Below are 268 nucleotides of genomic sequence, written 5' to 3' on the forward strand. Positions count from 1 at the left end.
CGGCGCTGCTGGTGATGCCGTCCGATCATGTCATTGCCGATGTCGATGCGTTCCATGCCGCGATCCGCCGCGCGCTGCCGCTGGTCGAGGACGGCTGGCTGGTGACATTCGGGATCACCCCGGACGCGCCCGAGACCGGCTATGGCTATATTCAGGTCGGCGAGGAGGTCGCCGCGGGTGTCCACCGCGTCGCGCGCTTCGTGGAGAAGCCCGGGCGCGACGTGGCGGAGGCGATGCTGGCGGCGGGGGACCATGCGTGGAACGGCGG

The 268-nt window shown here is 70.5% G+C and carries 1 protein-coding gene; it reads left to right on the plus strand.

The genetic code is table 11. The features are described 5' to 3' along the window. Positions 1 to 268 (plus strand): sugar phosphate nucleotidyltransferase (locus AX685_RS03995; protein ID WP_269450457.1); only part of this gene is annotated, 268 nt, incomplete at both ends.

Origin of the sequence: Sphingomonas sp. CCH9-F2, from assembly GCF_001556735.1 — a bacterium.
Classification (GTDB): Bacteria; Pseudomonadota; Alphaproteobacteria; order Sphingomonadales; family Sphingomonadaceae; genus Sphingomonas; species Sphingomonas ginsenosidimutans.